This is a genomic window from Janthinobacterium sp. PSPC1-1, from assembly GCF_049897625.1.
Taxonomy (GTDB): domain Bacteria; phylum Pseudomonadota; class Gammaproteobacteria; order Burkholderiales; family Burkholderiaceae_D; genus Janthinobacterium; species Janthinobacterium tructae.
In genome coordinates, this window is record NZ_JAFCWP010000004.1 from 304,633 (window position 1) to 330,411 (window position 25,779).

Annotated in this window: 20 protein-coding genes; 12 read left to right on the plus strand and 8 right to left on the minus strand. The window is 64.2% G+C overall.

The features are described from left to right. Position 1: 1 nt before the first annotated feature. Entirely contained in the window at positions 2-379 is a 378-nt protein-coding gene (locus ACP7EG_RS15225; protein WP_426088263.1) for a SirB2 family protein, read from the minus strand. A 387-nt stretch (positions 380-766) separates the two neighbouring features. Between ACP7EG_RS15225 and ACP7EG_RS15230 the strand changes: the two genes are divergently transcribed. From ACP7EG_RS15230 to ACP7EG_RS15240, 3 genes are read left to right on the plus strand one after another with little or no spacing between them, the layout of a single operon-like run. Then, the gene (locus tag ACP7EG_RS15230; protein ID WP_426088502.1) at positions 767-2,011 is read left to right on the plus strand and encodes an MFS transporter; all 1,245 of its coding nucleotides are present in this window, start codon (positions 767-769) and stop codon (positions 2,009-2,011) included. An 8-nt stretch (positions 2,012-2,019) separates the two neighbouring features. Then, positions 2,020-3,405 carry a NarK family nitrate/nitrite MFS transporter gene (locus ACP7EG_RS15235; RefSeq protein WP_426088264.1) on the plus strand — a complete coding sequence of 462 codons (1,386 nt, stop codon included), beginning with the start codon at positions 2,020-2,022 and terminating at the stop codon, positions 3,403-3,405. Positions 3,406-3,461: 56 nt separating this feature from the next. After that, positions 3,462-4,154, plus strand: coding sequence for a carbonic anhydrase (locus ACP7EG_RS15240; RefSeq protein ID WP_071077551.1), 693 nt, complete (start codon positions 3,462-3,464; stop codon positions 4,152-4,154). Between the two features lie 115 nt (positions 4,155-4,269). Here ACP7EG_RS15240 and ACP7EG_RS15245 read toward each other — a convergent pair whose 3' ends face one another. Further along, positions 4,270-4,641, minus strand: a complete 372-nt coding sequence (locus ACP7EG_RS15245; RefSeq protein ID WP_071077550.1) for a ribonucleotide reductase subunit alpha — start codon at positions 4,639-4,641, stop codon at positions 4,270-4,272. 243 nt (positions 4,642-4,884) lie between these two features. On the opposite strand from ACP7EG_RS15245, the gene ACP7EG_RS15250 reads away from it, so the two are divergent. From ACP7EG_RS15250 to ACP7EG_RS15290, 9 genes are all read left to right on the plus strand, one after another. Next, entirely contained in the window at positions 4,885-8,583 is a 3,699-nt protein-coding gene (locus ACP7EG_RS15250; RefSeq protein WP_426088265.1) for a nitrate reductase subunit alpha, read from the plus strand. A 1-nt stretch (position 8,584) separates the two neighbouring features. After that, positions 8,585-10,135, plus strand: coding sequence for a nitrate reductase subunit beta (gene narH / locus ACP7EG_RS15255; RefSeq protein WP_034781611.1), 1,551 nt, complete (start codon positions 8,585-8,587; stop codon positions 10,133-10,135). 21 nt (positions 10,136-10,156) lie between these two features. After that, positions 10,157-10,801 (plus strand): nitrate reductase molybdenum cofactor assembly chaperone, encoded by a 645-nt coding sequence (narJ, locus tag ACP7EG_RS15260; protein ID WP_426088503.1) that lies wholly within the window; start codon positions 10,157-10,159, stop codon positions 10,799-10,801. A gap of 34 nt (positions 10,802-10,835) precedes the next feature. Beyond that, the gene (gene narI / locus ACP7EG_RS15265; protein ID WP_071077546.1) at positions 10,836-11,522 is read left to right on the plus strand and encodes a respiratory nitrate reductase subunit gamma; all 687 of its coding nucleotides are present in this window, start codon (positions 10,836-10,838) and stop codon (positions 11,520-11,522) included. A gap of 25 nt (positions 11,523-11,547) precedes the next feature. Then, positions 11,548-12,294: a peptidylprolyl isomerase gene (locus tag ACP7EG_RS15270; RefSeq protein WP_426088266.1), complete on the plus strand. Its 747-nt coding sequence runs from the start codon at positions 11,548-11,550 to the stop codon at positions 12,292-12,294. Positions 12,295-12,396: 102 nt separating this feature from the next. Further along, on the plus strand, positions 12,397-13,383 hold the full coding sequence (gene moaA, locus ACP7EG_RS15275; protein WP_096235240.1) for a GTP 3',8-cyclase MoaA: 987 nt from the start codon (positions 12,397-12,399) through the stop codon (positions 13,381-13,383). A gap of 44 nt (positions 13,384-13,427) precedes the next feature. Beyond that, complete coding sequence (locus tag ACP7EG_RS15280) at positions 13,428-15,314, plus strand: type IV pili methyl-accepting chemotaxis transducer N-terminal domain-containing protein (protein ID WP_426088267.1); 1,887 nt, start codon at positions 13,428-13,430, stop codon at positions 15,312-15,314. Positions 15,315-15,338: 24 nt separating this feature from the next. Beyond that, positions 15,339-16,001 carry a response regulator gene (locus ACP7EG_RS15285; protein WP_099763987.1) on the plus strand — a complete coding sequence of 221 codons (663 nt, stop codon included), beginning with the start codon at positions 15,339-15,341 and terminating at the stop codon, positions 15,999-16,001. A 129-nt stretch (positions 16,002-16,130) separates the two neighbouring features. After that, positions 16,131-17,342, plus strand: coding sequence for an NnrS family protein (locus ACP7EG_RS15290; protein ID WP_426088268.1), 1,212 nt, complete (start codon positions 16,131-16,133; stop codon positions 17,340-17,342). Positions 17,343-17,349: 7 nt separating this feature from the next. Here ACP7EG_RS15290 and ACP7EG_RS15295 read toward each other — a convergent pair whose 3' ends face one another. The 6 genes from ACP7EG_RS15295 to ACP7EG_RS15320 form a co-directional block, all read right to left on the minus strand. Next, the gene (locus tag ACP7EG_RS15295; RefSeq protein ID WP_277922144.1) at positions 17,350-17,475 is read right to left on the minus strand and encodes a hypothetical protein; all 126 of its coding nucleotides are present in this window, start codon (positions 17,473-17,475) and stop codon (positions 17,350-17,352) included. Positions 17,476-17,524: 49 nt separating this feature from the next. Next, entirely contained in the window at positions 17,525-20,557 is a 3,033-nt protein-coding gene (locus ACP7EG_RS15300) for an ATP-binding protein (protein WP_426088269.1), read from the minus strand. Between the two features lie 48 nt (positions 20,558-20,605). Further along, on the minus strand, positions 20,606-22,315 hold the full coding sequence (locus ACP7EG_RS15305; protein ID WP_426088270.1) for a sensor histidine kinase: 1,710 nt from the start codon (positions 22,313-22,315) through the stop codon (positions 20,606-20,608). A gap of 168 nt (positions 22,316-22,483) precedes the next feature. After that, the gene (locus tag ACP7EG_RS15310; protein ID WP_426088271.1) at positions 22,484-24,703 is read right to left on the minus strand and encodes an ATP-binding protein; all 2,220 of its coding nucleotides are present in this window, start codon (positions 24,701-24,703) and stop codon (positions 22,484-22,486) included. Next, positions 24,700-25,062, minus strand: a complete 363-nt coding sequence (locus ACP7EG_RS15315) for an Hpt domain-containing protein (protein ID WP_426088272.1) — start codon at positions 25,060-25,062, stop codon at positions 24,700-24,702. The genes ACP7EG_RS15310 and ACP7EG_RS15315 overlap by 4 nt, the downstream gene beginning before the upstream one ends. A gap of 34 nt (positions 25,063-25,096) precedes the next feature. Beyond that, entirely contained in the window at positions 25,097-25,723 is a 627-nt protein-coding gene (locus ACP7EG_RS15320; RefSeq protein WP_071077537.1) for a response regulator, read from the minus strand. Positions 25,724-25,779 lie beyond the last annotated feature (56 nt).

Here is a 25,779-nt window from a genome sequence, read left to right on the forward strand (position 1 = left end):
ATCACAGTGGCCAGGCCTGTTTGGTGACGGCCACGGCGACGATGTAGGCGAAGACCAGCACGGCGAGCGCGAAGGCGGCGCCGCGCACGGCCGGCGTCTTGCCCCGTTTTAGCGCGATGGTGCCCAGCACGATGTAGGCCACCAGCGCGCACAGCTTGGCGGCCAGCCAGGGCTGGCTGCCGGGCGACTGGCCGCTCCACACGGCCAAGGCGATGGCGCTGGCCAGCAAGGCCGTGTCGATCAGGTGCGGCAGCACTTTCACCCAGCGCTGTTGCAGCAGCGGCGAGGCGCGCAGCATCCAGGCGCCGCGCAAGAGGAAAAGACAGCCGCTGGCGGCGGCGCAACCCATGTGGAAATGCTTGAGGCTCAGGTAATCCATGCGTGATGTGGTGGGCGTTGATTGACAATGGCGCCAGCATAGCCGCCTTTGGCGCGCCGCGCCATAGGTCACCGGGATGAGGTGCTGGCAAGGCAGGAATCCGGCCAGCTCCTTCGTGTGCCGGTGCCGAGTGTGCCAAAAATACCTGCGTTTGTAAAACGCCCGCCATCCAGCCTAGGTCCGGGTGCCTGTATCTAGTCACTTTTGCCGATACGGCTATCCAGATTGCCTTTCCAGAATCACCCTGTGGCCGATAGTGCCTTTCGCCTCTGCCACGTAAGCTGGTCGGGACGGCTGGCCAGACGGCCAGTGCATTCATGGAGAAACATCGTGGCTACCCTAGATGGCACTAAGAACAACAGTAGTAACAAGGCAGTCGAACCCGGCATGCGGCGCAAGCAGTTTTCCGTGCTGGTCAGCAGTACCTTCGCGTTTACCATCTGCTTTGCAGTCTGGATGATGTTTGCCGTACTGGGCATCCCCATCAAGACCAGCCTGGGCTTGACTGAAACACAATTCGGCCTGCTGGCCGCCATGCCCGTGCTGACGGGCTCCCTCGTGCGCGTGCCCTTGGGCATCTGGACCGACAAATACGGCGGACGCCGCGTCTTCTTTTGGCTGATGCTGGCCAGCGTGGTGCCGATCTACCTGATTTCCTACGCCACCGCCTACTGGCACTTCCTCGTGCTGGGCATGTTCGTGGGCCTGGCAGGCGGCTCGTTTTCCGTCGGCACGCCGTATGTGGCGCGCTGGTATGAAAAGGAGCGCCGCGGCCTGGCGATGGGTATCTTCGGCGCCGGTAACTCCGGTTCCGCGCTGACCAAGTTCGTCGCACCGGGCATCGTCGCCGCCTTCGGCTGGCAAATGCTGCCCAAGGTGTATGCGGTAGCCATGCTGGCCACGGCCATCATCTTCTGGTTGTTTTCGTACACGGATAAATCGCACCTGGCGCCATCGGGCGAAAGTTTTTCGGCGCAGATGAAGGTGCTGAAGGACCCGCGTGTATGGCGCTACTGCCAGTACTACTCGGTGGTGTTCGGCGGCTATGTGGCGCTGGCGCTGTGGATGACGAAGTACTACGTGGCCGAATACGGTTTTGATTTGAAGCACGCGGCGCTGCTGGCTGCCTGCTTCTCGCTGCCGGGCGGCGTGCTGCGCGCGTTTGGCGGCTGGATCTCGGACAAATACGGTGCCGCCAAGGTGACGTGGGCCGTGATGTGGGTGTGCTGGGTGTGCTTCTTCCTGCTGTCGTATCCGCAAACGCAGATGGTGATCGAGACCGTCACGGGGCCGCTGGCCATCCATATCGGCCTGTCGCCGCTGTGGTTCACCGCGCTGCTGTTCATCGTCGGCATTGCCATGGCCGTGGGCAAGGCGTCCGTCTTCAAGTTCATCGGCGATGACTTTTCCGACAACATCGGCGCCGTCTCGGGCGTGGTGGGCCTGGCCGGCGGTCTCGGTGGCTTCATCCTGCCCGTGATGTTTGGCGCCCTGGTGGACTTCACCGGCGTGCGTTCGAGCGCCTTCATGCTGCTGTACGGCACCGTCTGCGTTTCCCTCGTCTGGATGTATTTCTCGTTCAAACCGCTGCGTGCGGCACCAACCAATCAACCTGCAGGAGTAACGCTGTGAGCAAACCAATGAGCCGCTATATGATCAATACCTGGGAGCCGGAAAGCCCCAGCTTCTGGCAAAATACGGGCAAGTCCACGGCCGCGCGCAATCTGTGGATCTCGATTCCCGCGCTGCTGCTGGCGTTCGCCGTGTGGATGGTGTGGAGCGTGGTGGTGGTCAACCTGCCCAACATCGGTTTCACCTACAGTAACAACCAGCTGTTCTGGCTGACTGCCTTGCCGGGCCTGTCCGGCGCCACCTTGCGCATCTTTTATTCGTTCATGGTGCCGATTTTCGGCGGCCGCCGCTGGACGGCCATTTCCACGGGCTCGCTGCTGATACCCGCCATCGGCATCGGCCTGGCCGTGCAGGATGTGAATACGGGCTATCCGACCATGCTGATCCTGGCGCTGCTGTGCGGCTTCGGCGGCGGCAATTTCGCCTCGTCGATGGCCAACATCAGCTTTTTCTATCCGAAGGCGAGCAAGGGCTTCGCGCTGGGCATGAATGCGGGCCTGGGCAACTTGGGCGTGTCGGTGGTGCAGTTCGTCGTGCCGCTGGTGATCACCTTCGCCGTCTTCGGCGCCTGGGGCGGCGATTCGCTGACCTGGGTCAAGAATGGCGTGAGCAAGGACATGTGGCTGCAAAACGCGGGCTTCATCTGGGTGCCGTTCATCGCGCTGTCGACCTTGCTGGCCTGGTTCGGCATGAATGACCTGGCCTCGGCCAAGGCTTCGTTTTCCGAGCAGGCCGTGATCTTCAAGCGCAAGCACAACTGGCTCATGTGCTGGCTGTACACGGGCACCTTCGGTTCCTTCATCGGTTATTCGGCCGCGTTCCCACTGCTGATCAAGATCCAGTTCCCCGACGTCAACCCGCTCGATTACGCCTTCCTCGGCCCTCTGGTCGGCGCGCTGGCGCGCGTGGCTGGCGGCGTGATTTCCGATAAACTGGGCGGCGCCCGCGTCACCCTGTGGTCCTTCCTGCTGATGATAGGCGCCGTGCTGGGCGTGCTGTACTTCATGCCGCAAGCCGGCGTGGGTGGAAGCTTCAGCGGCTTCTTCTGGATGTTCATGCTGCTGTTCGCCGGTACGGGCATCGGCAATGCGTCGACCTTCCGCATGATCCCCGTGATCTTCTTGACGGAGCACCAGCGCGCGGCCGCCGGCAAGGGCAAGGCGGCGCAGGAGCAAGCCATCGTTGACGCCAACAAGGAAGGCGCGGCAGTCCTGGGCTTCACGTCGGCCGTGGCGGCCTACGGCGCCTTCTTCATTCCGAAAAGCTATGGCACCTCGATTTCGCTGACGGGCAGCCCCGACGCGGCCCTGTGGTGCTTCATCGGCTTTTATGTCAGCTGCATCGCGATCACCTGGTGGTGCTATGCGCGCAAGAATGCACCGATGCCTTGCTAAAGTTGGAATGTCTGGCAAGTCGTTCTTGCCAGACGTTGAGGAAATGAGAGTATGTCATGGAAGAACTGGAAAAATTCGTCAACGGCTTCAGCCTGTTTCAGCAGCAGTACTTCAGCGAGCCGCAGACCTTGTACGACAGCCTGCGCGACGGGCAGCGTCCCACGACCTTGCTGATCGGCTGCTGCGATTCGCGCGTCGACCCCATGCTGCTGACGGGCAGCGACCCGGGTGACATGTTCGTGGTGCGCAATATCGCCAACCTGGTGCCGCCGTGCACGCCCGACGCGCCGCCCGGCGTCAGCTCGGCCATCGAGTTTGCCGTCTGCAAGCTCGAAGTGGCCAGGGTCATCGTGCTGGGCCATGCGCGCTGCGGCGGCATTCGCGCGCTGCTGGAACCGCAGCCGCGCGCGGAAGGGCAGGAAACGGACTTCGTGGGACAGTGGATGCGCATCGCCGAACCGGTGGCGCAGCGCGTGCGGCGCGAGCTGGCGCACCGCTCGTCGGAAGAGCAGCACCATGCGTGCGAGCTGGCCAGCATATTGCAGTCGCTGGATAACCTGCTGACCTACCCTTGGCTGAAGCGCCGGGTGGAGCAGGGGGTGTTAAAACTGCATGGCTGGTATTTCGACATCGACAGCGGCGCCCTGATGGCGTATTCGGCGCGCCAGCAGCAGTTTTTGCCGCTCGTATGTCCAATCGAACGGGCGCGCCATTTGCATGAGCGCCCGTGGCCGGATGCGGCCAGGTAATCCGAAACGTGCCGCCAACAATGTGTCGGATTACGCTACGCTAATCCGACCTACGTCGCTGTTGCCTCATCAGGTAGGTCGGATTAGCCCGCAGGGCGTAATCCGACAAGTTCCCTCAGCTAAAACGTAATAAATCCCCGCTGCGGTCAAACGCCAGCAGGCCGTCGATGCGGCCTTGCTCGATGGCCGTCACCATGGCGCGCAGCGGCGCCTCGCATTCCTGGGCGGCGGGCGGCTGGCCGTCCTGGCCCGCCAGTCCCGCCACGAAGACCACGTCCCAGTGCGTCTGCATCTGTTTCGACTCCTCCATCAATGTCTCGAAGCTGCCCAGTTCATCGGGCAGCTTGTCGGCGCACATCACGGGCGTGAGGGACTTGCCCTGGCCGCCTGGCTGGGCCTGCGCCTGGGTAAAGGTGAACAGCAGGCGTTGCGGCTGTTCCTGGTCGCGCGCGCTGCGCAGCAGGCTGGCGTAATCGGTAATCGACATGGTGCTCTTTCTCTGTATTGAACGATGACGACAGGTATACCGCAGCACGGTCGCGGCGCCCATAGGCAATAGTGACTATCCGGGTGACTACGCGCCTATGCATTCCTGGTGCCGGAAACCGACTTCTTGCCAATACCGCCGGGCGGGGCGCATCGATAGACTGTTTGTATCGACGCTTGAGCCATCCTGCTTGCAGCGTTTTTATGACCTGGCGCCGCTCTTGCGGCGCAATGTGGAGGTAGCATGAGTCACTTTCTGGACCGTCTTAAATTTTTTAGCAAGCCTGCCGAGCCGTTCTCGAACGGCCATGGCACCGTGGTCGATGAAGACCGCACCTGGGAAAACGCCTATCGCCAGCGCTGGCAGCACGACAAGATCGTGCGTTCCACGCATGGCGTGAACTGCACCGGCTCTTGCAGCTGGAAGGTGTATGTCAAGAATGGCCTGATCACCTGGGAAACCCAGCAAACCGATTACCCGCGCACGCGGCCCGACCTGCCCAACCACGAGCCGCGCGGCTGCCCGCGCGGCGCCAGCTATTCGTGGTACGTGTATTCGGCCCAGCGCGTGAAATACCCGATGGTGCGCGGCCGCCTGATGGAAATGTGGCGCGAAGCGCGCAAGACCATGGACCCCGTCACCGCCTGGGACTGGATCAGCCAGGACCCCGTGCGCTCGCAGCAGTACAAATCCATCCGTGGCCTGGGCGGCTTCGTGCGCGCCACGTGGGAAGAATCGAATGAAATCATCGCCGCCGCGAATGCGCTGACGATCAAGAAATACGGCCCGGACCGCATCGTCGGCTTCTCGCCGATTCCCGCCATGTCCATGGTCAGCTATGCCTCCGGCACGCGCTACCTGTCGCTGATCGGCGGCGTGGCCCTGAGCTTCTATGACTGGTACTGCGACTTGCCGCCGGCCAGCCCGCAAGTGTGGGGCGAACAGACGGACGTGCCGGAATCGGCCGACTGGTACAACTCGACCTATCTGATGGTGTGGGGCTCGAACGTGCCGATGACGCGCACGCCGGACGCCCACTTCTACACGGAAGTGCGCTACAAGGGCACAAAAACCGTGGCCATCTCGCCCGATTACGGCGAAATGGTGAAGTTCGGCGACATCTGGCTGGCGCCCAAGCAGGGCACGGATGCCGCGCTGGCGCTGGCCATGGGCCACGTCATCCTGAAGGAATTCCACTCGGAAGGCCAGTCCGACTACTTCCGCGAATATGCGCGCCAGTACACGGACTTCCCCATGCTGGTGCTGCTCAAGGAGCATAACGGCACCCTGGTGCCCGATTACTTCCTGCGCGCTTCGCACCTGGACAACAACCTCGACGAAACGAATAACCCGGAATGGAAAACCCTGGTCATCGACGAAACCACGGGTGCGATTACCGCGCCGGCTGGCTCGATCGGCTTCCGCTGGGGTGAGTCGGGCAAGTGGAACCTGGAACAGAAGGCCGGCGGCAGCGGCGTGCCCATCGTGCCGATGCTGTCCATGATCAACGACAGCGACGCCGTCACGGAAGTGGGTTTCGCCTACTTCGGCGGCAAGGATGCGTCCGACATGCTGCTGCGCAAGGTACCGGTGAAAACCATCCGCCTGGCCGACGGCAGCACCGCGTTGGTCACCACCGTGTTCGACCTGACCCTGGCCAACTACGGCATCGACCGTGGCCTCGGCGGTGAAAACGTGGCGGAAAGTTATGACGACGACGTGCCGTACACCCCCGCGTGGCAGGAAAAGCACACGGGTGTGAAGCGCGCCGACGTCATCACCGTGGCGCGCCAGTTCGCGCAAAACGCGGACCAGACGCGCGGCAAGAGCATGGTCATCGTGGGCGCCGGCCTGAATCACTGGTACCACATGGACATGACCTATCGCGGTATCATCAACATGCTGATGATGTGCGGCTGTATCGGCCAGTCGGGCGGCGGCTGGGCGCATTACGTGGGCCAGGAAAAGCTGCGTCCGCAAACGGGCTGGACGCCTTTGGCCTTCGCCCAGGACTGGGTACGCCCGATGCGCCAGATGAACGGCACCTCGTTCTTCTACGCGCACACCAGCCAATGGCGCCACGAAAAGCTGGAAACGGGCGACATCGCCTCGCCATCGGCGGCCGGCGGCACGGGCGACCTGACCCTGCTCGACTACAACGCCAAGGCTGAACGCATGGGCTGGCTGCCATCGGCGCCGCAGTTGCAAACCAATCCGCTGGAAGTGGCCAAGGCCGCCAAGGCGGCGGGGCAGGCACCGGCCGCGTATGCGCTCGACCAGATCAAGGCGGGCCAGCTGCAGTTTTCGTGCGATGACCCGGACAATCCGGCCAACTTCCCGCGCAATATGTTTGTCTGGCGCTCGAACATCCTGGGCAGCTCGGGCAAGGGTCACGAATACTTCCTGAAATACCTGCTGGGCACGCAGAATGGCTTGCTCAGCGACGAAGACGACTGCATCACGCCGAAACAGGTGAAAGTGCGCCCCGCCGCCGAAGGCAAGCTCGATCTGCTGGTGGTGCTGGACTTCCGCATGTCGACCACGTGTCTGTATGGCGACGTGGTGCTGCCGACGGCCACCTGGTATGAAAAAGACGATCTGAACACTTCGGACATGCACCCGTTCATCCACCCGCTGTCGGAAGCCGTGCAACCGCTGTGGCAATCGAAATCGGACTGGGAAATCTACAAGGGGCTGGCCGAGAAGTTCTCGGAAATCGGCGGCGAGCTCCTGGGCACCCAGCAAGACATCATCCTCACGCCGCTGATGCACGACACCCCCGGTGAACTGGGCCAGCCTTTCGATCCGAAGGATTGGCGCGCCGGCGAATGCGACGCCATCCCGGGCAAGACCATGCCGAACATGACGGTGGTCGAGCGTAATTACCGCGACGTCTACAAGAAGTTCACCTCGATCGGGCCGCTGCTGGAAAGCATCGGCAACGGCGGCAAGGGCATTTCCTGGAAAACGGGCCATGAAGTCGAAGTACTGCGCGGCATCAACCGCACGGTGCTCGATGAAGGCGTGTCGAAGGGCCAGCCGCGCCTCGATACAGCTATCGATGCGGCGGAAATGATCCTGACGCTGGCGCCGGAAACGAATGGTCACGTGGCCGTCAAAGCCTGGGCCGCGCTGTCGGCCATCACGGGACGCGAGCACACGCATCTGGCCAAGCCGCGCGAGCATGACAGCATCCGCTTCCGCGACGTGCAGGCGCAGCCGCGCAAGATCATTTCCTCGCCCACCTGGTCGGGTCTGGAAAGCGAAGAAGTCAGTTACACGGCCGGCTATACGAATGTGCATGAAATGATCCCTTGGCGCACCTTGACGGGCCGCCAGCAGTTTTACCAGGATCACCTGTGGATGCGCGATTTCGGCGAAGGCCTGTGCGTGTACAAGCCGGCCATCAACACCAAGACGACGGAAGCGCTGCTGGGCACCAGGCCGAACGGCAACAAGGAACTGGCGCTGAACTTCCTGACACCGCACCAGAAGTGGGGCATCCACTCCACGTATTCGGACAACCTGCGCATGCTGACCCTGTCGCGTGGCGGACCGCACGTCTGGCTGTCGGAGACCGACGCGAAGACGGCCGGCATCGTCGACAACGACTGGATCGAGGTCTTCAACGTGAACGGCAGCCTGACGGCGCGCGCCGTCGTCAGCCAGCGCATCCCGGCCGGCATGACGATGATGTACCACGCACAGGAAAAGATCATCAACGTGCCTGGCGCGGAGATGACGGGCAAGCGGGGCGGCATCCATAACTCGGTGACGCGCGCCGTGCCCAAGCCGACGCACATGATCGGCGGCTACGCCCAGCTGGCGTACGGCTTCAATTACTACGGCACGGTGGGCTCCAACCGCGATGAATTCGTATTGGTGCGCAAGATGAACAAGGTTGACTGGCTCGAAGGCCCGTTGCAGGAAGAAGGAGCATAGTATGAAAATCAGAGCGCAAATCGGCATGGTGCTGAACCTGGACAAGTGCATCGGCTGCCACACCTGTTCCGTCACCTGCAAGAACGTATGGACCAGCCGCGACGGCGTCGAGTACGCATGGTTCAACAACGTTGAAACCAAACCGGGCATCGGCTATCCGAAGCAGTGGGAAAACCAGGACAAGTGGAATGGCGGCTGGCGCCGCACGGACGCTGGCAAGATCGAGCCGCGCCAGGGCAGCCGTTTGAAAATCCTGGCCAATATCTTCGCCAACCCGAACCTGCCCGCCATCGACGAGTACTACGAGCCGTTCACCTACGACTACGAGCACCTGCAAAGCGCGCCGCTGTCGCAGACGCCGCCGACGGCCCGTCCGATCTCCGTGCTGACGGGGAAAAAGATGGAAAAAATCGAGTGGGGTCCGAACTGGGAAGATGACCTGGGCGGTGAATTTGCCCAGCGCAGCAAGGATAAACTGTTCGACAACATGCAGAAGGAGATGTACGGCACGTTCGAAAACACCTTCATGATGTATCTGCCGCGCCTGTGCGAGCATTGCCTCAATCCGACGTGCGTGGCGTCTTGCCCGTCCGGCTCCGTGTACAAGCGTGAAGACGACGGCATCGTGCTGATCGACCAGGACAAGTGCCGCGGCTGGCGCATGTGCATCTCCGGTTGCCCGTACAAGAAGATTTACTACAATTGGTCGTCCGGCAAGGCGGAGAAGTGCACCTTCTGCTTCCCCCGCATCGAGGCTGGCCAGCCTACCGTGTGCTCGGAAACGTGCGTGGGCCGCATCCGCTACCTGGGCGTGCTGCTGTACGACGCCGACAAGATCGAGGCTGCGGCCTCCGTGCCGCAAGAGCAGGACCTGTACCAGGCGCAGCTCGACCTGTTCCTCGATCCGCACGACCCGGCCATCATCGCCGAGGCGCGCCGCCAGGGCATTCCTGATCTTTGGCTGGAAGCGGCCGTCAAGTCGCCCGTCTACAAGATGGCCGTCGAGTGGAAAGTGGCGTTCCCGCTGCATCCCGAATACCGCACCTTGCCGATGGTGTGGTACGTGCCACCGCTGTCGCCGATCCAGGCGGCCGCCGAGTCGGGCAAGCTGGGCGTCAACGGCATGCTGCCGGACACGCAAAGCCTGCGCATTCCGGTGCAATACCTGGCCAATTTGCTGACGGCCGGCGACCAGCCGCCCATCGTCACGGCGCTGGACCGCATGCTGGCCATGCGTGCCTATATGCGCAGCAAAACGGTCGAGAAGGTGGAGAACCTCACGGTCCTCAAACAAGTGGGCTTGACCAAGGCGCAGGTGGAGGACATGTACCACATCATGGCCATCGCCAATTACGAAGACCGCTTCGTCATCCCCAGCAGCCACAAGGAAATGGCCGAGGACAGCTTCAACGAGAAGGGTTCGTGCGGCTTCAGCTTCGGCAATGGCTGTTCGGACGGCACCAGCGAACCGACCTTGTTCGGCAAGAAAAAACACGGTTCGGCTATCTTCATGCAGATGCCGAAATCGCGCAAAACGGCGCCAGGCGCTTAAGGAGCTGAGATGACACACGCTATGAATCAGTATCAAATCCTCTCGCGCCTGTTGCTGTATCCCGAGCCCGAGCTGATCGCCCATCTGCCGCAGCTCGATGCTGCGCTGGCGGCGGTGCCGGAACAGCACGCGCTGTTGCAGCCCTTGCTGGCGCACCTGGAAAGCAGCAGTCTGATCGACCTGCAGCAGCAGTACGTGGCCACGTTCGACCGCAATCCGTCGCACTCGCTGCACCTGTTCGAGCATATCCACGGCGAATCGCGCGACCGGGGCCAGGCCATGGTCGACCTGATGGAGGAATACAAGCGCCATGGCTTGCAGATGACGGGCGACGATTTGCCCGACTTCGTGCCCTTGTTCCTGGAATTCCTGGCGCAGCTCGACGAGGCCGCATCGGCCCCGCTGCTGGGCGACGCCGTCCATGTGCTGGCGCATATCGGCCGCAAGCTGACGGCCAATGGCAGTCCGTATGCGCCCGTCTTCACGGTGCTCGAACGCCTGAGCCCCGTGGCGGCCGAAATGCTGGCCGAACCGCCGATCCGCGACATGGATGAAGCGCTGGAAACCTTCGGTCCCGGTGCGGATGGCGTCGAGCCCTTGCTGCGCCAAGCCCCGGGCGGCGTCCATCCCGTGCATTTTCACCCGCAGCCGCGGCGCGCCGCTTAATTGGCCGCTTGCGCCCGCATGAGGAGAGTACATCATGAGTAATTACTTGCATCAATTTGTGTATGGCATTTATCCATACATCGCGCTGGCGATCTTTTTCCTCGGCAGCCTGATCCGTTTCGACCGCGAGCAATACACGTGGAAGTCCGATTCCAGCCAGCTGCTGCACCGTGGCAGCCTGCGCTTGGGCAATATCCTGTTCCACATCGGCATCATCGGCTTGCTGTTCGGTCATGCGGCCGGCTTGCTCACGCCAGTCTGGGTGTGGGATACGCTGGGCGTGACGCACAGCCTGAAACAGGGCGTGGCCATGGCCGCTGGCGGCATCATGGGCGGCCTGTGCCTTGCGGGCCTGCTGATCCTGCTGGTGCGCCGCTTTTCCAATGACCGGCTGCGCGCCGTCACCACGGCCGGCGACAAGCTGGTGATGCTGTGGATTTTGCTGACCTTGCTGCTGGGCCTGTCGTCGATCTTTGTCTCGGCTTCGCACATGGATGGCCACATGATGGTCTTGCTGATGAACTGGGCGCAGCACATCGTCACCTTCCGCGGCGACGCGGCCAGCTTCATCGTCGATGCGCCGCTGGTGTTCAAGCTGCATCTGTTCATGGGCATGTCGCTGTTTGTCATCTTCCCATTCACCCGCCTGGTGCACGTGTGGAGCGGCTTTGGCGCCATTGGCTATCTGGGCCGCGCCTATCAACTGGTGCGTCGCCGCTAAGGCGGTCATTGAAAGGAGAATCATCATGGGAATTTCCGTCAATGGCATCGATATCGACGATGCCGACATCGCGCAGGAACTGCCGCACCACCAGCAGGCGGGCAATCCGCTGAAGCAGGCCGTGCATGAACTGGTGCTGCGCCGCCTGCTGCTGGACGAGGCTCAGCGCCTGGGCTTGCAAGCAGAGAGCGACGATGCCGTCGTCGAAGCGCTGTTCGAGCAGGAAGTGCGCGTACCGCCGGCCGACGATGCGGCTTGCCGCACCTTTTATGCGCAGCGCCCGCAGCTGTTTCGCAGCGGCGCGCTGGTCGAGGCGCGCCACATCCTGTTCCAGGTGACGCCAGAGGCGCCCCTGGAGCTGCTGCGCACGACGGCGCAAGCCGTGCTCGACGCCCTCAAACTGGCGCCCGAGCGCTTCGCCGAACTGGCGGCGCAGTATTCGAACTGCCCGTCGGGCGCGCTGGGCGGCAACCTGGGCCAGCTGTCGCCGGGCCAGAGCGTGCCGGAATTCGACGCGCTGCTGTTCCGCCTGGAGGCGGGCGCGCTGGCCGGCCACTTGCTGGAAACGCGCTTCGGCTACCACATCGTGCAAGTGCTGCGCCGGGTCGAGGGCCAGGCTATCGCCTACGAGGCGGTGCAGGCGCAGATCGCCGACCGGCTGGCGCGCGCCGCGTGGCAGCGCGCCGTGCACCAGTATCTGCACTTGCTGGTGGGGCGCGCCGACATCGCCGGCATCGAGCTGGAAGGCACAGCCAGTCCGCTGGTTCAGTAAGTAGAAATGCGTAGGCAAAAAGGCGTAGGCCGCTAGGCCTTCTGGGGCACAGCCAGATCGTGCCCCAGCCTTTACAATCACGGAAGAATCAGGAGTAGCGTCATGGGTAGCGTCAAGTTGCAGGACCGTTTTGGCCGTTCGATCGATTATGTGCGGCTGTCCGTCACCGATCGCTGCGATTTGCGCTGCAGTTATTGCATGCCCAAGGGCTTTCGCGGCTTCGAGGAGCCGAAGGACTGGCTGACGTTCGACGAGATCGAACGCCTGATGGGCATCTTCGTTCGCCTCGGCACGCGCCGCGTGCGCCTGACGGGCGGCGAGCCGCTGTTGCGGCGCAACCTGCCCGAGCTGGCGCAGCGGCTGACCGCATTGCCTGGCCTGCAGGACCTGTCGCTGTCGACCAACGCCACCCAATTGGGCAAGCATGCCGTGGCCTTGCGCGCGGCGGGCGTGGACCGCATCAATGTCAGCCTCGATTCGCTGGACCGCGCCTGCATGCAGCAGATCACGGGACGCGACAGCCTGCAGCCTATTTTGGACGGCCTGATGGCGGGCAAGGCGGCCGGTTTCGACCCGATCAAGATCAATATGGTGGCCATGCGCGGCGTCAATGACGGCCAGATCGAGGCCATGGCGGCTTTCTGTATCGAGCAGCAGTTCATCCTGCGCCTGATCGAAGCCATGCCGATGGGCAGTACGGGCCGCAATGCCAGCTACATGCCGCTGGGCCCCGTGCGCGAGCGCCTGGCGGCCCGCTTTGGCCTGGTGCCGCAGGCGCAAGAATTGGGTGGCGGGCCGGCACGCTATATGGCGACAGCCGATGGCCGCTCGAGCATCGGCTTCATCACGCCGATGTCGCAGCATTTTTGCGCCACCTGCAACCGCGTGCGCCTGTCCGTCGATGGTACCCTGTACCTGTGCCTGGGCCAGGAAGAGAAATTCGCCCTTGGCCCCATGCTGCGCGGCGGGGCCACGGATGCGGAGATCGAAGCGGCGATCCGCGCCGCCATCGAACTCAAGCCGCAGCAGCATGATTTCAATACGCAGCCCGATAAAATCATCAGGTTCATGGCGCAGACGGGCGGCTGAGGCAGTTTGCATTTACATTCAAGGGCGGTATGAAATTCAAGGCGATGTTTTCCTCCTGGCAGAAGCTGTCGACCAAGATCGTCGGCGCGCTGCTGCTCATGCTGGTACTGGCCCTGAGCGCCATCGGCTGCACCCTGTTCCTGTCGTGGCAGCTCGAAGGCAGTTCGGCCGCCATCAACGAAACGGGGCGATTGCGCATGCAGACCTACCGCCTGACCCTGCTGCTGGCCAGCGACGCCGGCGAGCAGGCGCGCCAGCAAGTACTGCTGATCGACGAGACCCTGGCCAAGATCGGCCACGGCGATCCGCAGCGCCCCTTGTTCCTGCCCCCCAGCACTGCCATCAAATCCGAATTCGAGCGCATCGGCGCCGCCTGGCGCGGCGCCTTGCGTCCGGCCGCGCTGGCCGCCGATTCTGCCCAGCGCGCGCGCCAGTTCGAGCATGACGCCGATACCTTCGTCGGCCAGGTCGACCAGCTGGTGCGCCTGATCGAGCACGATAGCGAGCAGCGTACCTTCTGGCTGCGTGCTTCGCAACTGATCCTGGTCGGCATGGCCGTCATCGGCACGGTCAGCATGATTTACCTGATGTTCATGCTCATCATCGAGCCCGTCACGCGGCTGCGCCTGGGCATGCAGCGCATGAAGGAGCGTGATTTCAGCGTGCGCCTGGCCGTCGAAAGCAATGACGAATTCGGCCAGCTGGCCAGTGGCTTCAACCAGATGGCCGACCGCCTGCAGGCCCTGTACGGCAACCTGGAAGAGGGCGTGCGCAGCAAGACGGCCACCCTCGAGTACCGCAACCGCGAACTGGCGCTGCTGTACGAAAGCGCCGCTTTCCTGCAGCGCCCGCAGCCCCTGGAAGACATCTGCGGCGGCTTCATGCAGCGCATCGTCGACTATTTCGAGGCGGACGGCTCCACCGTGCGCGTGCTCGATGCCGAACGGGGCAACCTGCACATGGTGGTACATACGGGTCTGTCCGAGGAACTGGTGGCGTCGGAACACTGCCTGAAAGTGGGCGACTGCCTGTGCGGCACGGCCGTCGAAATGAAGGTGGCGAAGGTGCACGACATGCGCCGCATCGACAAGGCGCACGAGCTGCGCTGCCACCGCGAGGGCTTTGCCACCGTCTCCGTCTTCCACATCCATGCGCACGAACAGCACCTGGGCTTTTTCAACTTGCACTTCCGCCATGCGCGCGTGTTTTCCGCGCGCGAGCTGGCGCTGCTGGAAACCCTGGGCCAGCTGCTGGGCATCGCGCTGGAAAACCTGCGCCTGGCCGCGCGCGAGCGCGAGATGGCCATTTCCGAAGAGCGCAACCTGGTGGCGCAGGGCCTGCACGACAGCATCGCGCAAAGCCTCAATTTCCTCAACCTGCAAGTGCAGATGCTGGACGACTCCGTGCGCAATGCGCGTTTCGACGAAGTGGCGGGCATCGTGCCGGCCCTGCATGCGGGTGTGAAGGAAAGCTACGAGGACGTGCGCGAACTGCTGGCCAACTTCCGCAGCCGCCTGATGGAGGACGACCTGATCGGCTCCCTGCGCGCGGCAATCGAGAAATTCCGCCGCCAGACGGGCATCGAGGCCGAGCTGCTGGCCGATGTCGATGGCGCGCCATTCCCCCGGGAACAGCAATTGCAGTTACTATTCATCGTGCAGGAAGCGCTGTCGAACATCCGCAAGCACGCCCAGGCCAGCCATGTCGAGGTGCGTCTCGCCGATCATCAGGACTTTACGCTGACGATCAGCGACAATGGCGTCGGCTTCGACGCTGCCGCCGTGCTGGAAAAGGGCGACAGCCATGTCGGCATCCATATCATGCGCGAGCGCGCGCAGCGCATCGAAGCGACGTTCGACGTGCACGCCTGTCCCGGTGGCGGCACGACCGTCGAACTGCACCTGTCGCGCGAGCAGCGCCGCGCCGCCTAAGTAACTATCTGAAAGTACAAAAAAATGGAGACTCCCGATAAACCGATCACCGTCATGCTGGTGGACGACCACGCGCTGTTCCGCAGCGGCATACGCTCGCTGCTGCAGCGGCATGCGGACTTTTCCGTGGTGGGCGAGGCGGCCGATGGCGTCGAAGGCATCAAGCGCGCCATCCAGCTGCAGCCCGACGTGGTGCTGCTGGACCTGAACATGGCCGGTATGTCGGGCGTGGAAGCGCTGCAGCTGATGCAGCACGACTGTCCCGACACGGCCATCGTCATGCTCACCGTGTCGGAAGACGCTGAGGATCTGGCGACAGCCCTGCGCGCGGGCGCTTGCGGCTATCTGATCAAGAATATCGACGCCGACTATCTGGTGCGCGCCATCCGCCGCGCGGCCGCCGGCGAAGTCGTCATCGCCGAAGCCATGACGGGCAAGCTGGTGGCGCAGCTGCAGGCGGGCACGCGGCGCGAGGAACCCGTGTCGGAACTCGACAAGCTCACGCCGCGCGAAAAGGAAATCATCGACTGCCTGTCGCGCGGCGAGAGCAACAAGGGCATCGCGCGCACCCTCGACCTGGCCGAAAGCACGGTCAAGATCCACGTGCAGAACGTGCTGAAAAAACTCAACCTCACCAGCCGCGTGCAAGCGGCCGTGTATGCGGTCGAGCACCGCCAGGGCAAGTAGCCCGGTAGTTGGGGTCTGACCGCCGGGTCAGACCCCATGGCGAATATCTCTCTCTAGTCCTTTTTGCCGATGGCTGTGCTTGCGCTTTTAAAGTAGTATATTGAATATATCTTTAAAAGCGAGCCCATCATGGCCATTACCCCGATCAGCGAACCTTCCCCACCTTCCACGACAGCCGGCGCCGCTCCCTGGCATGCTCGCCATGCCGTCTGGCAGCTGGGTTTTCGCCCGTTTTATCTGCTGGCGGCCGTGTTTGCGGCCATCAGCATTCCCCTGTGGCTGGCCAGTTATGCCGGCTTGCTGACGGGCGGCCTGCAGGTGGGGCTGGGATGGCATATGCATGAAATGGTGTTCGGCTTCGCGCTGGCCGTCGTCGTGGGATTTTTGTATACGGCGGGGCGCAACTGGACGGGCTTGCCCACGCCGCACGGTACCCCGCTGATGGCGCTGGTGGCGTTGTGGCTGGCGGGACGCATCGCCATGCTGTGCGGCCCCGGGCTGTTGCCGGCGCTGGTCGAGTGGCTGTTCCTGCCGCTGGCCGCCTGGCCCCTGTACCAGGTGCTGCGCCGTTCGGGCAATACGCGCAACCTGTTCCTGGTCGCTCTGCTGGCCTTGCTGGCGCTGGCCAATGGCCTGTTCCACGCGGCCGTGCTGGGCTGGCTGACGTTATCCCTGTTCGTGCCCGTGCAGGCAGCCATCTTCATCATCGTGCTGATCGAATCGGTGATCGGCGCGCGCGTCATTCCCATGTTTACCCGCAATGGGGCGCCAGGTAGTGCGCCGGTGGCCAGCCCGCAGCGCGCACTGGTCGCCGTGGCCTGCATGGCGGCCGCCGCCATCGCGTGGCTGGCCGGCGCACCGGCCTGGCTGACGGCGCCGCTGGCCCTCTTGGCAAGCGGCGTGTCGCTGGCCAATCTGCTGGCCTGGCAGCCGCAGCGTACCTTGCGCGTGCCCTTGCTGTGGATCTTGCACCTGTCGTATGCGTGGATAGGCGTCGGCTTTGCGCTGCTGGCGGCTGCCAGCCTGGGCCTGCTGCCGGCCAGCGCCGCATTTCACGCGCTGACGGTGGGCTCGATGGCGGGATTGATCATCGGCATGATGACCCGCACCACCCTGGGCCATACGGGCCGTCCGCTGAAGGGAGGCCGTGCGGAAGCGGCGATGTACTGGCTGATCCAGCTGGGCGCGCTGGCGCGCCTGCTGGCCGCCGTCGGTCCCGCCTCGCTGTCCATGCCGCTGCTGCTGGCTGCCGGCGCCTGCTGGTCGCTGGCCTTTGGCTTGTATGCCTGCGTGTATGCGCCCTATCTGTGGCGCGCCAGGGTGGATGGGCGCGAAGGGTAGGTGCTTGTCAGAAAGGGCGCCAGGCCAGCAGTTTTTTGAGTTCCGGCGTCCAGTAGGACAGCGATTCGCCCACGACGAATAGCAGCATGGCCAGCATCAAGGCCCTCAGCAGCAAATCCCTGCAGCAGATCATGGCATCCCCCGAGTTTTCATATTGATCATTTTGTCATTGGCATGGCCGGCTAGCCGTGCGGCGTCTGTGCCGTGAATGCGGCGGCGGCCTCGATGGCGCGCGCCAGCGCCTGTTCCAGTGTGTCGAGCGCGGCCGACGCATCGTCGCCGGCATGCAGTAACTGTTCGGCTTGCTGCGCGGCTTGCAGGGTGGCGGGCAGGGCCAGGCTGCCAGCCTCGCCCGCCAGCTTGTGCACCAGCGCGGCGGCATCGTCGCGCGCATCGGCTGCCAGCAGTTCGCGCATGGCGCCCACCGTATTGCGATAATTGCTGCCAAAGCGCGACAGATGCTGGCGGTAGGGCGCCTCATCGAGCCACTGCGCCATGCCTTGCGCCAGGTCGATCACGGCTGCCGCGCCGCATGGCGGCACGGCCATCGTCGCTTCGGTCACAACCGGCGACAGGGCTGGCAGACCTTGCGCATGGCGCCGATGCGCGCGCGCGATCAGGGCGATGGTCTGCGGCACATCGAACGGTTTGCTGATGAAATGGTTCACGCCCGCTTCCAGTGCCGCCGTGCGCTGTGTCTGGAACGCCCCGGCCGTCAGCGCCACTACGGGCAAGTCCTGAAACTGCGGCAGCTGGCGCAAGGCGCGCGTCGCCTGCAAGCCATCCATGACAGGCATCTGCACATCCATCAGCACGATATCGACGTCGGCGGGGTGGGCCAGCAGCCAGTCCAGCGCCTGCCTGCCATCGCAGGCGAACGACGGCACTGCCCCCTGGTCGCACAGGATATGGTTGACCACATCGCGGTTGATTTCGCTGTCATCGACCACCAGCACGCGCACGCCGGCAAGCACGTGTTCTTCCGGCGTACCCGGGTCCTGCGCCACGGCGGCAACGGCCTCGCGCGCGTCGGCGTTGGCATCGGCCAGCAAGGCTTGCATGTCGGGCGAGGGCAGGGTGCTGGCGGGCAGCAGTTGCAGCGGCACCGTGAAGCTGAATTCGCTGCCCAGGCCCAGGCGGCTTTGCAGGCGCAGTGAGCCGCCCATCAGTCTGGCCAACTGGCGGCAGATGGTCAGGCCCAGGCCCGTGCCGCCGAAGCGGCGCGTGGTGGACGTGTCGGCCTGGGAGAAGGCGGAAAAGATCGTTTCCTGCACCTCGGGCGCGATGCCGATGCCCGTGTCGCGCACGCTGAAACGCAGCATCGCGGCGTCGCCGTCGCGGCTTTCCAGTGCGCTCAACAGCTCGACCGTACCCTGCGCCGTGAATTTGATGGCATTGCTGGTCAGATTGACCAACACCTGTTCCAGCCGCAGCGCGTCGCCCAGCACCTGGTCCACGCCATCGGGCAGCGGCCCGATCCGCACCGCAATCGGCTTGTCATGCGCGGCCACGCCCATGCTGGCGGCGATCTTCTCGATCACCTCGGCCAGGCGGAACGGCGCCTGTTCGATGCTCATGTGGCCCGCCTCGATTTTCGATACGTCGAGCACGTCGTTGATGATGCCCAGCAAGGACTGGCCGGCGGCGCGGATCTTGCGCGTCATCTCGAGTCCTTCCCCGTCCAGCTTGCCGCGTTCCAGCAGCCATGCCATGCCGAGGATGGCGTTCAGCGGCGAGCGGATTTCATGGCTCATGTTGGCGAGGAATTCCGCCTTGCTGCGGTTGGCCCCCTCGGCCGCATCGCGCGCCAGCAGCATGGCCTCTTCGGCCTGCTTTTGCGCGGAAATATCCTGCGCAAAGATCAAGGTGGCCGGTCCATCCTTGAGCATCACGCGCGTGGTGGTCTTGAAGACGGGCACGGGAAGGCCCTGCTTGTTCAGACCGATGGCTTCGAACACCTGTTCGCTGGGCGAGTCCGCCTCGATCAGCGCTTCGTTGGTGGCCAGTGCCGCCTGCGATTGCGCGGAAATCATGGCGGACCAGGGGATCCCGTTCAGATCGTCTTCGAACGAGTAGCCATGCAGCCTGCGGTAGCGCGGATTCGAGTAGATGAAGCGGCCGTGGCGCAGGATGGCGATGGCCACGGGCGCATCTTCGATCAAGGTGCGAAAGCGCGTTTCGCTGTCGGACATTGCTTGCATGGCCTGGCGCTCCGTTTCCTGTTGCGCATGCCACGCGGCCTGCTGCCGGCGCCGCCGCTGGCTCCAGAACAGCAGGCTGACCCCGGCCAGTGCCAGCATGCCAAAGCAGACGACGTAGGCCAGCGCCTGCCGCCGCAACGGGGCGGCGATGGCCGCTTCTTCGCGGCTCAGGCCGATGATCAGGGCACGGTCCATGTGCAGCGCGGGCGGCGCGATGGTCGCCATGGCCATGATGCGGGGTGCGGCGGCGCCGGCAATTTCGACGCCGCTCAGGACGCCAGCCTGATAGCCGCTGTCGCGAAAGCGCCGCAGGAAGCTGCCGGGCACGTCCACATTGCCGCCATTCGCAACCCTGGCGGGATAGTTCAGGAATTGCCGGCCGTCGCCATGCAGCACCACGGCCCAGACGTCGGGGGCATACATGGCGGTGCGGAACTTGGCCGTGAAATATTCGGGATCGAGGGTGGCGACCACCACGCCGGCAAAGCGGCCCTGCTGGTCCTGCACCATGCGCGACGCCGTGATGACCAGGTCGCCCTTGAAGGAATGGAAGGGCGCCGAGATGTACAGCATGCGCGCATCAGGGGCGTCGCGCGCCGTCAGGAAGTAGCCGCGATGCGAAAAATCCTGGTCGGCCAGTTCCGCGATATTGGTGGCGATCGGCTTGCCCTTCGCGTCGATGACCAGCATGGTGCGCACGCCCGGCATGGCGTCGACCAGCGCGGCCAGGCGCCGGGGCAGGGCTCGCCCGGAGTCCGCCGCAGCACCGGCGCCTAGATAGTCGCGGATCACGCCGTCGAGCACCAGGTTGGTCGCTGCCAGGTCGACTTCGATATTTTTTGCCAGCAGTGCCGTCAGCACGCCGAGCCGTTCACGCTCGGCCGCATCGTGTCGCGCGGCTTCGGCCAGATGCGCGTAGGCCAGGGCTGCCGCCACGAGGAGCAAGCCGAGGAGTAAAAACAGCCATTCGATCCATTGTCTGCGTACCGCCGCCGCATCTGTGTGATAGCTCATGGGGCGATGCTATACCCGATACGGATGGATAACAACTTTAGCGTACGACTATGCATGTGAAAGTGTGGTCAATTTGCCGTCTGCCGCCGTCGCGCGGGCCGTGCCGCCCAGCGGCAGCCGCAGGCGGAAGGCGGCGCCGTGGCCCGGTGCGGATGCCACGCCGATGCTGCCGCCCATCAAGGTGACGAGCTGGCGCGCGATGGCCAGGCCCATGCCGGCGCCACCATGGGCGCGGCTCGGCGAGTCGTCAGCCTGCGAGAATTTGTCGAAGATGTCGGCTTGCTGCGCCTGCGCGATGCCGATGCCCGTATCGTGCACCTCGATCTGCAGGTCCGCGCCATTCAGCATGACGTGGACATCGACCTGCCCAGCGGACGTGTAGCGGATGGCATTGTCGAGCAGGATGTCGAGCACGCGCACCAGACGCACGCGGTCGCAATCGATGCTGAGCGGCGTTGCGGGCGCGACGTGCGCGGCCAGCAGCAGGCCCTTGTGCGCCGCGCGCTGCCGGTGCGGCGCCAGCGCCAGCGCCAGCAGCTGGTCCAGCGGCACGGCGGCAGACTCCAGCCGCACCTGGTCGTTTTCGAGCGCGCTCAGTTCCATCGCCGCCTCGACCATGGCCAGCAACTGGCGGCCGCTGTCCTGTATCGTTTGCGCGTAGGCGGCCTGTTCCGGCTCGCGCAGCTGCTCCAGCAGCAGCTCGGAGAAACCCAGGATGCCATTCAGGGGCGTGCGCAATTCATGCGACATGTTCGACAGGAAGCGCGACTTGGCCTCGCTGGCGGCGATGGCCCTGGCGCGGCTGTCGACCAGGCGGCCGATCAGCAGTACCAGCGCAGCCCAGGACAGCACGATCAGCGCGCTCGTGACGGCGGCCATCAGCAAGGCCTGGTTGCGGCGCGAGACGTAGTCGGCCAATACCGTGTCGCGGTCCAGTCCGACCAGCATGTAGAGCGGGTAGTTGGCCAGTTTTTCGAAGGCGTACATGCGCAGGGTGCCGTCGACGGGACTGCGCTCGGTGAAGCTGCCCCGCGTTTTACCTTGCATCAAGGAAAATACCTTGCTGCCGCCGACATCCTGGCCGATGGTGTTGACGGCGCCGACCCGGCGCGCGCGTACCACGCCGTCACTGCCGACGAGCGTGATGGAGCTGTTGTCGCCCAAGTCGACTTCGTCGTACAGGCGGGTAAAGTAATACGGGTCCATCGAGACCACCACCACGCCCTTGAAGCGGCCATCGGCATGGTTGATGCGGCGCGTCATCTGGATCGACCATTTTTTCGACACGCGCCCCAGCACCGGCTTGCTGATAAACAGTTCGCCGCTGTCGCGCTGCATGTGTACCCGGATGTGTTCGCGGTCGGCCAGGTTGGTCGGTTTGAAGGGGTGGCTCGACAGTACTGTGTCGCCCCGTTCGTCGACGATGGTAAACAGATTGTACAGGGGGCCGGGTTTGAGGCCTTGCTGCAGGTCCGCCACGATGTCGAGGTGCTGGCCCAGCGCCTGATAGCGGCCGCGCAGGTAAGTGACCGCCTGGTCCGCCGCCTCGATCGTGCGGATCGCGTGTTCGTCGAAGACGCGCGCCATGCTGCGCGCATCGCGCCCGGCATCGGTGATGGCGGCGTCGTGCGCGCGCTGCAATTGCAGCATGGTGATGCTCCACAGCCCCGCCAGCAGGACCGCCATGAAGAGCGACAGCAGGGTGCGCGTATCGCAGCGCTCCCAGGCCATGGCCTTCCAGTATCTGTACTGCCGCATGCTGCCTCCGCAAGGTCTGCCAGGTCTGCCAGGTTTCCCAGGTTTTCCGTTATGCGCGGAAGTCCGGCGTCACTGGCACGTCGATTTGTCAATTATAGCGAATACAATTGAATTTATCGAATAAAATGATTTTTATGCGGAAGTGTTGTATTCAGCGCCGACAGGGAACTAGCGCGTCAGCCAGCGCTCTACCATTGCGCGCAGCTGGGCGGCCGTAAAGGGCTTGGACAGATAGTCGTCCATGCCGGCCGCCATGCAGCGCTGCCGGTCGTCCTCGGTCACGCCGGCCGTCAGGGCGATGACGGGCAGACGCGGCGCGCCGCTGGCCGTTTCGCGGGCACGCAGGGCCTGGCAAGCCTGGTAGCCATCCATGACGGGCATCATGCAGTCCATCAGAACCAGGTCGTACTGCTGCCCGGCCAGGGCTTGCAGGCCCAGTGCGCCGTTCTCCGCCGTGTCGATGAGGTAGCCGCGGGCGGCCAGCTGCAGGCACACCAGTTGGCGATTCAGCGCCGTATCCTCGACCAGCAGGATGCGCGCGCCCGGCTCTGATGCGGGCGCGGCCAGGGGAACTGGAGCGGGCGCCGGTTCCGCTTCCGGTCCCGGTTCTGGCGTGGCGGCGCTTGGCGTCTGGGCCACCTGGCAGGGAATGCGCACGGTGAAGCGGGAGCCGGTGCCCGGCTCGCTGCTGCAGAAAATCTCGCCGCCCAGCAGCGCCAGCAGGTGCTTGCAGATGCTCAGACCCAGTCCCGTGCCGCCATACGCGCCGCTGATGCTGTCGTCGGCCTGGCAAAACGGCTCGAAGATGCGGCTCAGCTGCTGCTGGCTCATGCCGATGCCCTGGTCGTTGACGCTGGCGACGAGGCAGGCGCTGGCGCCGTCCGGCGTGGCCGCTTCCAGGTGCAGGCGCACGGTCACGCTGCCGGAAGGCGTAAACTTGATGGCATTGCTGAGCAGGTTGCCGAGAATTTGCGCGATGCGCGTGCGGTCCGAGCACACCCGCTGCGGCACGCTGTTGCCGATCTCGCTGGCAAGGTGCAGCTTCTTCCGGTCGGCGTGCGGGCGGTGCAGTGCCAGCACGTCGTCGAGCAGCAGGCGCGGGTCGAAGTCGCGCAGTTCGATGTTCATCTGGCCTGCCTCGACCTTGGACAGGTCGAGGATGTCGTTCAGGATGCGCATCAGGTGCTGCACGCCATCGCCGATGCGGTGCGCATATTGCTGTTGTGACGCATCGAGTTCGGTTTCCTGCAGCAGTTCGGCCATGCCGGCGATACCGGCCATGGGCGTGCGGATCTCGTGGCTCATGATGGCCAGGAAGCGCGACTTGGCGGCATTCGCCGCTTCCGCGCGCGCTTGCAGCGCCAGCGCCATGGCCGCGCCGCGCTCCTGGCGCCGCAGCAGGGCCATGATCAGCGCGATGGCCAGGGCCAGCACGAGCAGGCTGATGACCGCCGAGCCGCCCATGGTGCGCAGCATGCGCCGCCAGGCCGCCAGGTAGACCTCGTCGGTAATGGTCACGTTGATGGCCAGCGGATAGTCGCGCACCAGCCGTACGCCGGCCAGGCGGTCGACCCTGCGCCCCTGCTCGGCCGCGCGCGGCGAGTCCACCTGCAGCACGCCATGCGTCTTGCCCTGTTCCAGCAGGCGGTAGGTGCTGCCCGTCAGGTTGCGCTGGCCCATCATGGCGGGCACGGCTGGCCAGCGGGCCAGCAGCGTGTAGTCGTTGCGGTACAGGGAAAAGGCAGTATGCTCGCCGATGCTGGCGTTCTGGAAGAATTTACTGAAGAAGTCGCACGACAGGCCTACCAGCACCACGCCCAGGAAGTGGCCGTCCGGGCTGTTGATGCGCCGGCTGATATAGAAAGTCCAGGCGCCATTGCCCTTGTTTTGCACGGGCGCGCTGACATGCATGCCGCCGTCCGGGTGGCGCCGGTGATACTCGAAGTAATCTCGCTCGTCGAGGCGGATGGGCGGCGCGGGGTAGGCGCGGCTGAAGACCAGTACGCTGGCATCGCTGCCGACGATGGACACCACGTCCACTTGCGGCACGCCGCCGATCTTGTGCTGCAGCATCTGGTGCATGGCCGGGGTGCCGACTGTGGCGGCCAGCGCGCGCGCGTCTGCGGAGGCGGCGACCTGGATGTCGTTGCTGACACTGTCGAGCACCAGGCGGGCCGCCGTCATGCTTTGCGCCGTGTTTTCCGCCAGCAGCAGCGACAGGTTGGACAGGTCCTGTTGCCAGTCATCGACGGCTTCGCGGTACAGCAGCACGCCGGAAACGACGATGCGCAGCGCCAGCAGGCACACCAGCACCAGGCCCACCACGGCTGCCGTGGTGCGCGGGCGATAGTGGTGCGCCAGGCGCAAGACGGCCTGGCGCAGGTTCATGCCTGCGCGCCCGTGTACTCGCGCATGCTGCGGTGTACTTCCTGCTCGACTGCGCCGAGCAGCACTGCCGTTTCCGCCAGCCAGTCCGGTGCCGCCACGCCCTGGTGGCGCACCAGCTGCTCCAGCTCTGCCAGGCGCGCTACCAGCGCACCGGCGCCCAGCAGGGCCACGGTGCCGCGCAAGGTATGGCAGCTATGCACGATGGCCTGCGCCGCACCGCCCCGTACGGCCTGATCCACGCGCGCAAACATGGCCGGCGCCGTGTCGAGATAGGTCTGCGACAGGGCGCGGAACATCTCCAGGTCGTGGCCGGTGGCCTGGAACAGCACGGCTGGATCAATGTGGCGATAGACTTGCACGGGGGCTCCGGGACGGGGGAAAAGCGGTGGCTGGCTAGGCGGCCAGGCTGTTGCGCCGCGCATGGCCGGCGCAGCAGGCGCGCAGATAGCCACGCAGCTCGTCGTAATTGACGGGCTTGGCAAAGAACACCACGCCGGGCGGCACGCCACCGCGTTCTTCCAGTTCTTCCGGCGTCAGGCTCGACAGCATGGCGATATGCATGTCCGCCAGCAGCGGGTCGGCCAGGATGGTGCGGATCACTTCGTAGCCGTCGATGCCTTCCATGATGATGTCGGCCAGCAGGATGTCGGGCTGGTCGCGGGCGATTTCCATCAGGGCCTGGTAGCCGTTCTCGCAAAAGCGCAAGCTTGCCTGCAAGCCCCATGAGCCGATCTGCTTTTCATACAGCGCCCGTTCGATCGGATTGTCTTCGATCACCAGGATGGACGGCGGGCGGCCCGATGCTGCGGGGCGGCTGGCGCGTGCCGCGCGCTGATCCTGGCCTGGCTGGCCGGGATTGCCCTTGTAGGCCTCGACGGCCGCGAGGGGAATGCGCCGGTGGCCGCCCTTGGTCTTCCAGGCTTCGATAACGCCGGCCTCGACCAATTGCTGCACCGATGTGACCGAGATGCCGAGGATTTCGGCAGCCTTTTGGGTAGTGCATACGTCTGCAGTGTGCATGATGGACTCTAGGCTCGAGGATGAAGTTAAATGGAATGATACGCAATCATGCTCAA